The sequence below is a fragment of the Bacillus sp. GbtcB10 genome, from assembly GCF_019091365.1.
GTDB lineage: Bacteria > Bacillota > Bacilli > Bacillales > Bacillaceae > Bacillus > Bacillus altitudinis.
The window spans coordinates 756,541-764,670 of record NZ_JAGXJP010000002.1; the positions used below are offsets into that span (position 1 = coordinate 756,541).

An 8,130-nucleotide genomic window follows, 5' to 3' on the forward strand; every position below is an offset into this window, starting at 1 on the left:
TTTGTTCAATGATTCACAAGCGGAAGTCCATTTGATATAGTTCACTCGGTGAAATTTTACTCTTGATTTTCATTCGGTTAGTTATTTATACCTGTACTTTACACCCATGCGCTTCAAAAATAAAGTAAATTTTACCTAAAATTTGGATGGGATTGTGTCAGTTGTTTGAATACTTTGTCAAAAATATGTGACGGAAAGAGACAATCACAAAAAAATAGCGCTGCTTCTTCGCTGCAGCGCTTTTGAATATTTAGGCTTTTTTCTGTAAAGCGGGTCTTGTCACTTGCACTTCATAGTACGTAATTTTGTTTTTTAACAGGCCTTCTGGTTTCGCCTTTCCATGAGCATGCGCATCACCAAATGCCTGAGATTTTGTCCAATTCACAAAGTCTTCTTTTCGATTCCAGCGGGTGTGAATGGTCACTTCATCGTAATCAGTTGTCTGTTGAGTGACCCATACTTCCATACCTAAAAAGCCTTCCATAAATTCTACTTGTCCCTGCTTGTTAAACCGTTTAACAAGGTGGTCTGCACTGCCTTTTTCTACTCTTACTTGGTTGTTTACAATAATCATGTTTGGTTCATCTCCCTTTTGTTGTTGAATGGAGGCAATGGGGATAATGAGTGGATGCGGTCCGTCTAAGTGAACCTCTGCCTGAATCCCAAAAACCTCCTTGAAAAAGTCTTCTGTTAACACTTCTTTTGGTGAGCCAATTTGATGCACCTGACCTCGCTTCATAGCAATGAGACGGTCACAATATTTTGCGGCCTGCTGCAAGTCATGGAGAACCATTAAAATGGTGATGCCATGTGTTTGATTCAGCTGTTTGAGCAGCTCCAGTAATTCAAGCTGATGCGCAATGTCTAAATAAGTGGTTGGCTCATCCAGAATGATAGTCTCTGTCTTCTGAGCCAGTGCCATTGCAATATATGCCTTTTGTCTTTCTCCGCCTGATAATGTATGGAGCATTCTGTTTTCATTGGTGCGGCTATTCGTCACCTCAAGCGCCCACTCAATCGCTTCATGATCTGACGGGGTGCTTTTTTTCCAGATGGAACGATGCGGACTGCGTCCAAGTGCGACCAGCTCACGTACTGTCATCGATGGAATGGCGGTTCTTGTTTGCATGAGAACTGCCACCTCCTTGGCGATCTCCTGTGCCGTCATCTCTTTTTGCGGGATGTCGTGAATGTAAATCATGCCGCTTTCGATTGAGGTCAGTCGTGCGGCCGCTTTGATAAAAGTCGACTTACCTGACCCATTTGGGCCAATGATTCCGGTCACACTCCCTTTAGGAACAGCTGCTGAAATGGAAGACAGCCGAAAGCCGCCTTGACTGAGACTCACGTCATCCATTGCAATGACATCCATCTTAACCCCTCCCTTTCTTTTTTAATAAATAGAGGAAGAAAGGTGCACCGATGCAGGCAAGCAAGATCCCTACAGGCAATTCAACCGGTGTAAACCAGACCCGTGCTGCTGTATCGGCAAAGACCACAAGCACGCCCCCTCCAAGCATTGAAATCGGCAGCAAATACCGGTAATCATCTCCGATTAAAAGACGGATAAAATGGGGTACAACAAGCCCGACAAAACCGATTAAACCGCTGACACTGACAGCTGCTCCAGCTAAAAGAGCGGCCAGCGCAATGAGAAAAAATCGAGTCCTCTCTACTCGAAGGCCCAATAGTTGAGCCGATTCATCGCCAAGCAAAAGGAGATTGGACGGTTTAATGGCGAAAAAACAAAGGCATAATCCAGCCAGCGCATATGGCGACACAAAGCTAAGATGATGCCAGCTCCGTCCGTTTAATCCCCCTGATAGAAAAGGCAAAACAGCCTGCACACGCTCACTGTAAAGCACCATAAACCCATTCATCACCGCACCGAGCAAGGCATTGACGGCAACACCTGCCAAGATCAATTTAAGCGGTGAAACCCCTTGATCAAATGACAGCATATACACGACAAGAGCTGCTAATAAGGCGCCCAGAAAAGCGGCTGCCGGAAGCAAATACGTGAATTGCGGAAGAACAATCATGCTGAGTACAGCAGCTAACCCGCCGCCCGCAGTCACACCAATGATCCCAGGGTCAGCCAGTGGATTTCGGACAACTCCTTGTAAAATCGCTCCTGATGCTGCGAGACAGGCCCCAACGAGAAAACCAATGAGCACACGCGGCAGCCGTAAATCCATGACAATTTTTTCATGAACAGGCAGACCTGATCCCGTGAACACAGCCATTAAATCCGTCAGCGATAATTGGACAGAACCTACCGCAAGTCCTAGACAGACGCCCACACATAAAGTGAGAAACAATCCTGGTAACAGCCATTTTCGTCTTGACTGCCTTTTTTGAAAATCTAGTTCTGCATTCATCTTCATGATGACAATCGCTTCAATTTCTTCTCTAATTCATCGATCGCTCTGATGACTTCTGCGCCTGGATTTGTCCCAAATAGGTCACTTGGCAGAATCTCAACGTGTCCATTTTTGACAGCTGATACATCGTGCCACGCCGCATTTTGCTTCATTTCACTCATAAAGCCTGCTTTGACATCTTCAGGATTACTGTGTGTCATCAGCAAAATGAGATCCGGATCGGCCTCGATTACCTTTTCTGCATTGATTTGTGCATATTGCGGAAACTTTTCGAGTGCTGGTTCATTTTCAGCAATATTCGCACCACCAGCGATCCGCAGCAGATCACCGCTTAAAGATTGTGGAAGTGCCGCCATATATGTGCCGGGCGCACCATATACAACGAGTGTCTTTACTTTTTTCTCAGGCTGCTTCACTTGCTTGATCCGCTGATCGATTTGAGCATTGAGTGCTTTGGCCTTTTGCTGCTTTCCAAGTAAATCACCAAATAAAGTAACTTGACGCTGGATGTCCTTCACTGAGTTGGCACTTGTCAAAAGAAGCTGTGAACCAATTCCTTCTATAGTAGAGATATCCTTGCTGTTTAATGATTCATTCCCAAGCACCACATCGGGCTTTAAACTCGTGATCAGCTCGACATCAAATTGATGGGTTGTGCCAATTGATTGTACGGACTTTGCCTTTTGTAGATTGTCTGGCAATTCGGCAGTTGGCCGGCCGACAACCTGACCACCTAGAGCATAAATGATGCTCATGTCGCCAGTTGACAACGAGACGATCCGTTCAGGTGATTCATGAAACGATAATGTTCTGCCGGCAAAATCCTGAATGTTGAGCGCACCTTGCCCGCTCCCATTCTCGACAGGCGCCGCCTGACTGCATCCGCCGAGGAGAAGCACGACGACGAGTCCTGCCCAAATCACATGTAAACATTTCAACCGTCTGTCTCTCCTTTTCTAGTAAACTTTCTTTAGCTTCGCCTGTACCACGAGACGCTTGTTTTTAGGTGCCAGCACGTGATCACAGGTCGATAATGTGAGAATCAAGTCATCTGTGGATACGTCTGTTTTCGTTTGATAGATGGACTTCTTACGCACAGCTTGCAAGTAGTGCGCATATTCACCAAGATCCTGGAAATCAGTCTGAATATAATCGAAATCGACTGTCGTCTCATACACAGCAAAAATCTCTGCTTCATAGCTTTGGTACAGCGTATCGTACTGAAATGTGCGATGATCTTGGAAGAAATCTTTTTTCAAATAGTTTGTGAGACCAGCAAACATAGACCCATCCCTCATCCGATGACCGTACACCACTGTATTGGGACTTTCATGCAAGACGTCATTACGATAATCCATAAAGATACTGCCTGCCCGTGTGTCATCCTTTACATAATTACGAGTTAAATAGAATGCATTATCGTTTGACTGAACAATTGGATACTGAATCATCGTGTCCTTCATATCAATCCAACCGACAATGTCTTGATTCACCTTTCGCAAATCATCAAATGACTGACGGATTTCTCCAGGTTTTCGCTGTTTCATTCCATCCTCGTGTGTGTAAAGTGTCTGAGCCTTTGCAAGCACCTGACGATTTTGATAATTGCCAAAGAGCTCCAAGCCAATGGCAGTACCGCTATATAGAAAAACACCTAAACAGACGATCGTCAGCATTCGCTGCCCGATCCTTTTCCCTCGTTTCACACTGTCTCACCTGCTTTTTGCACAACTTATATGCCTACAGGCACGATATACATCCCTGTTTCTGCATCCTGCTTAATTGTGACGGACACATGATAAATGTGCCGCACCATCTCTTCTGTTAACACATCATTTGGCCGTCCTTCGCGGATAATTTGTCCATCTTTCATGGCGATGATGACATCACTATAGCGAATCGCCTGATTCATATCGTGCAGGACCATCACGATGGTTAATCCATGCTCGACATTGAGCTCTCGAATGAGCTCCAGAATGTCAAATTGATAATACATATCCAAATAAGTCGTCGGTTCATCTAAGAAAAGGATCGGTGTTTTTTGCGCTAAAGCCATCGCAATCCATACACGCTGCCGTTCTCCGCCTGACAATGAGGCGAGAGGCACCTTTCGCTTATCCGTCAGCTTTGTACAGGACAGTGCCCACTCGATTGCTTTCTCATCCTCTTCCTTGTCACTGCCGCGCATCGTCTGATAGGGCGTTCTCCCAAATGCCACGACTCGTTCGATCGTTAAATCGAGCGGCGCTTCATTTTGCTGATGTACGACTGCCAGCTTTCTCGCGAGTTCCCTTGGCTTGAACGCATTCAGTTCTTGCCCATCTAAATGAATCTGTCCTTTATGTGGACAATGGTTATGTGCCATCAAGGAAAGCAGTGTGGATTTGCCCGAGCCATTTGGACCGATAATGGTCGTAATTTTCCCTTTTTCGATGTGCGTGGTGACCGATTGAACAATATCCCTCTGCCGATCATAGGAAAACGACACCTCACGAATGTCCATGAAGACGATCACCCCTTCTTAATAAAAAGATCAGAAACGGCCCGCCAATGACAGCCATGATTGTAGAAGCAGGGATTTCATTTGGAGCCACAAGCGTTCTGCCGAGCGTATCAGCCGTCAAAATGAGCAAGGCCCCGCTTAACGCAGAAAATGGAATCAGTACTCGGTGGTCCGAGCCGACAAGCCTTCTAGAGATATGTGGAATGAGCAAGCCGACAAAGGCAATCACGCCCGCTACCGCAGCAGTCACCGCTGCTAATAACACCGCCGTGATTGAAATCAAAAGGCGCATTCTGGTCACACGCAATCCTAAGTTTTTCGCCGTCTTATCTTGAAGGGCAAGCAAGTTACACCATCTGCTAAAGAAAAGCGCAACCACAAGCCCAATGACGCCATAGACACCGATTAAACGGACATCTCCCCACGTTTTCATCGTCAGATTCGACTGTCCCGACTGATTAATAGTGATATTGAAATAGCTGCAAATGGTCACAAACGCTTCTGCCATCCCTGTAAACATGGCATTGATGGCGATCCCCACCAGAATCATTCGAATCGGGCTTAAGCCGCCTTTCCAAGACAAGACGTATACGAGGAAGCAGGCAATTGCCCCGCCTAAAACTGAAAATAAAGGAGAGTAGAAATAAAATTGAGGAAGCGCTGTAATTGCCATTAAAGAAAAGAAGCTAGCTCCCGATGAAATACCAATAACACCGGCATCTGCTAATGGATTCCTCATCACAGACTGCAAGAGGACACCGGAGACAGATAAAGCCGCCCCTGTAAACATCGCAATGAGCATGCGGGGGATTCTTAAATCTTTAATGATTTCTACCTGTGCATGTTGACCGGTCATAAGCCCTTCCAATAATTCAATCGGTGTAACATGAATGCTCCCCGTAATGGCGGAATAAATAAATACGCCGGCTAGTAAGAGACTGACTATCAGAAATAAAATCCCTGTTTTTTTCATCTTGAACGTCCTTTTATCATTAAGATTCGCCGCTTATGACGGGTACAACATACGAGTTAATTCATCTAATGCCTCTGCTGCCTTTAAGTTGCCTGTTGTCCCGAATAAGCTTTCTTCGAGGTCGTACACCCGGTCTTGTTTGACCGCATTAAAATGTTTCCAAATATCATTTGTTTTAAATTCTTGATCAAACATTTTGACGACTTCATCCGGCATCCCATGTGCGGCTCGGAGAATGATATCTGGATTGGCTTTTTGTAAATACTCCGTATTGGATGCCAAATACTCCATTTTCTCACCTTTTACGATGTTCTTTCCTCCTGCAATACGCACAAGATCACCGATATACGAATTCTCTGTTGCCACTAAATAACTGCCTGGTACACCAAGCAAAATGAGAACGGATGGCTTCGTCTTTCCCTTCGTTCTCTCTTGTATGTCTTTCTTTTTTTGTTCAAAATCATCCACAATGCGTTTCGCTTGTGTCTTTCTATCATATTTTTCTCCAAGCTTTGTGATGGCGTTCTCCATCTTGTCCAGGCTCTCAAGGTTGAGGTATGTCGCAGGGACAGAAGCTTGTTGAAAAGGCGTTTCTAAATCATATTGAAGGGTCGTGACAGACAGGACATCTGTCGGTTGAAGTGATTGGATGATTTCCATGTCCGGGCTCATTGGGTTACCGACTTCTGGGAGTCCTTTGTATCGAGCCGGCAAGGATTTTTGACTTGTTGGCACCCCGACAAGATCTACCTCTAGCGCATCCATGATCTCAGCAGCAGCTACAGTCGTTGCCACAATGCGGGCACTTGATGCTGCGCTTTTTTTGCCTTTCGCTGAGCTTTCAGCTGATTGTGAGCAGCCTGCTAAGAAGACGCACACACATAGAGCCGTGATCAGGGTACATAACATTCGATGCTTCAAAAAACAGAAGCCTCCTTTCGAAAAAAAGGAAGTGGATGCGCCGAGATGAATGGCGCACCTCACTTAAAATAGATTCTTTATCTTGTACGAGTTTGATACTTTCTGACGAGCACGAATAGTGATCCGCCGAATAAAAGAATGTACACCCAAAGAAGTGAAGTATCTCCTGTTTTTGGGTTCAACTGACCTGTCTCAGACTTGGTTTGGTCATCTGATGGCGTAAAGGTCATCTGCTCTGCGCCCGTTTCCTCTGGTGCGAGATTCGCAAGCTGGTTTGGTTGAGAATCGTGATCATTCGGATTTTTCACAAAGCCGATGCTCTCATCGTCTCCGATCACCGTCGCAATTCCGCTTCCTTCACCACTTGCGATACCTTTCGTATCATAGACAAGTTTGACATCGTACTGCTCATGATAATTGGCAGCTGGAATGTCAATTTTCACGCGTGCTGCCTGATCACTACTCAAACTTTTTGCTTCATATTGAATCACTCGTGTATCTGCTTTTTGATCAGCCTTTGCAACTAGCGTCTCTTCAAATTTACCGCCGGTTCCTACTTGGAACGACGTGATGGCTGAGCTGTTCTTGACAGTGTATGAAACGAAATGGCGGCCATTTTTCACCACCAATGTCGCAGGGCTCACGACGTAATCGTTCATGCGAGAAAGCTCATCTTTGTCTGCTTTCTTCATTGAAAAAGGAAGCTTGTACACCCCGTCTTTTAGCTGAACTGTCTCTTGATTCGTTCCGCCGTTCGTTGTGTCTGGTGCTGGTTTATTTGGTTTTGGTGTTTCTGGTGTAGCCGGTGTTTCTTCCTCTATTTGACCGTCCTTCAGTGGAACGATACTTTTTGAATCAAATTGAAAACGAATATCGTACGTTTGATCATAGTGAGCGGCTGCTACTACAATGTGTACTTTTCCGTTAACTGCTTTTTTCAGATCAGACACTTCAAATGAAACCACTCTTGTGTTCTTTGCTTGATCTGTGCTCACGTTTTTCACTTCTTGATAAGAACCGTTTTTCTCTATTTTCAAAGAATCAACTGACGTATGGTCCTTCACCGTAAAGGAAACGGTTTGCGTTCCATTTTTAACGGTTAATGATGCTGGATGTGAGAAGTATTGGCTCATCCGAGATGCCTCATCCTCATCGCCCTTCAGCACACTGTAGTTGATACGATACACACCATCTTTTAATTGGTTCTGTGTCGAATCAACTGGTGTTGTGCCGTTTTGATCATCTGGCTTTGTTTCGCTGTCGCCTGGCGTCGTGCCGTTTTGATCATCTGGCTTTGTTTCGCTGTCGCCTGGCGTCGTGCCGTTTTGATCATCTGGCTTTGTTTCGCT

Annotated in this window: 8 protein-coding genes; all 8 read right to left on the minus strand. The window is 45.4% G+C overall.

The annotated features are described in order from the left end of the window. Positions 1-250 precede the first annotated feature (250 nt). Positions 251-1,372, minus strand: coding sequence for a heme oxygenase (gene isdG, locus KVT11_RS21270; RefSeq protein ID WP_048002466.1), 1,122 nt, complete (start codon positions 1,370-1,372; stop codon positions 251-253). Position 1,373: 1 nt separating this feature from the next. Continuing rightward, a complete protein-coding gene (locus KVT11_RS09230; RefSeq protein WP_099496941.1) occupies positions 1,374-2,387 on the minus strand; it encodes a FecCD family ABC transporter permease in 1,014 nt (337 codons plus the stop codon). After that, a complete protein-coding gene (locus KVT11_RS09235) occupies positions 2,384-3,322 on the minus strand; it encodes an ABC transporter substrate-binding protein (protein WP_008345587.1) in 939 nt (312 codons plus the stop codon). The genes KVT11_RS09230 and KVT11_RS09235 overlap by 4 nt, the downstream gene beginning before the upstream one ends. A gap of 18 nt (positions 3,323-3,340) precedes the next feature. Continuing rightward, positions 3,341-4,090, minus strand: coding sequence for a class B sortase (gene srtB, locus KVT11_RS09240; RefSeq protein WP_008345589.1), 750 nt, complete (start codon positions 4,088-4,090; stop codon positions 3,341-3,343). A 26-nt stretch (positions 4,091-4,116) separates the two neighbouring features. Beyond that, complete coding sequence (locus tag KVT11_RS09245) at positions 4,117-4,887, minus strand: ABC transporter ATP-binding protein (protein WP_008345591.1); 771 nt, start codon at positions 4,885-4,887, stop codon at positions 4,117-4,119. Continuing rightward, the gene (locus tag KVT11_RS09250; protein WP_007497915.1) at positions 4,874-5,860 is read right to left on the minus strand and encodes a FecCD family ABC transporter permease; all 987 of its coding nucleotides are present in this window, start codon (positions 5,858-5,860) and stop codon (positions 4,874-4,876) included. Before KVT11_RS09250 ends, KVT11_RS09245 begins: the two co-directional genes overlap by 14 nt. A gap of 33 nt (positions 5,861-5,893) precedes the next feature. Further along, positions 5,894-6,781, minus strand: coding sequence for a heme ABC transporter substrate-binding protein IsdE (isdE, locus tag KVT11_RS09255; RefSeq protein ID WP_007497917.1), 888 nt, complete (start codon positions 6,779-6,781; stop codon positions 5,894-5,896). 77 nt (positions 6,782-6,858) lie between these two features. Then, positions 6,859-8,130: NEAT domain-containing protein (locus tag KVT11_RS09260; RefSeq protein ID WP_254636465.1), on the minus strand; the 1,272-nt coding region annotated here is incomplete at its 5' end.